Source organism: Streptococcus oralis subsp. dentisani (assembly GCF_002096615.1).
Lineage (GTDB): Bacteria > Bacillota > Bacilli > Lactobacillales > Streptococcaceae > Streptococcus > Streptococcus oralis_U.
In genome coordinates this window covers 1-290 of the sequence record NZ_NCUX01000013.1, presented here as the reverse complement: position 1 = coordinate 290, position 290 = coordinate 1, and the positions used below count along the sequence as shown (strand labels likewise).

Annotated in this window: 1 protein-coding gene; it reads right to left on the bottom strand. The window is 49.0% G+C overall.

Going from position 1 to position 290, the window contains the following annotated elements; genetic code table 11:
• Positions 1–290, bottom strand: a 290-nt coding sequence (locus tag B7708_RS00105; protein ID WP_193431733.1) for a hypothetical protein, incomplete at both ends; no start/stop codon positions are given.

Genomic DNA, 290 nt, shown 5'->3' with positions numbered 1-290 from the left:
GTACTTTGACTTGCAGATACTGAAGCTGAAGCTGATTGGCTAGCTGATACAGATGCTGATTGACTAGCACTTACTGATGCTGAAGCGCTTTGGCTCGCACTAATTGACGCAGAGTGGCTCGCGCTTGCTGAGATAGAAGCTGAGTTCTGGTTGTTAGATGCTGAAGCTGAGGCACTTTGGCTTGCACTTACTGATGCTGAAGCGGATTGGCTTGCTGATACAGATGCTGATTGGCTTGCACTTACTGATGCTGAAGCGCTTTGGCTTGCTGATACTGACGCAGAGTGGCT